Consider the following 327-nt stretch of genomic DNA (forward strand, 5'->3'; position numbering starts at 1 on the left):
TGGGCACTCTGGCGAGACTGCCGGTGACAAACCGGAGGAAGGTGGGGATGACGTCAAGTCATCATGCCCCTTATGACCTGGGCTACACACGTGCTACAATGGATGGTACAACGAGTCGCAAACTCGCGAGGGCAAGCTAATCTCTTAAAACCATTCTCAGTTCGGACTGCAGGCTGCAACTCGCCTGCACGAAGTTGGAATCGCTAGTAATCGCGGATCAGCATGCCGCGGTGAATACGTTCCCGGGCCTTGTACACACCGCCCGTCACACCATGAGAGTTTGCAACACCCAAAGTCGGTTCGGTAACCTTCGGGAGCCAACCGCCT

General features: G+C 56.0%; 1 rRNA gene. It reads left to right on the top strand.

Annotated elements, in window-relative coordinates:
* Positions 1–327: ribosomal RNA gene (locus CES79_RS12420) — 16S ribosomal RNA — on the top strand; the annotation flags it as partial.

Origin of the sequence: Secundilactobacillus silagei JCM 19001 (assembly GCF_002217945.1) — a bacterium.
Lineage (GTDB): Bacteria > Bacillota > Bacilli > Lactobacillales > Lactobacillaceae > Secundilactobacillus > Secundilactobacillus silagei.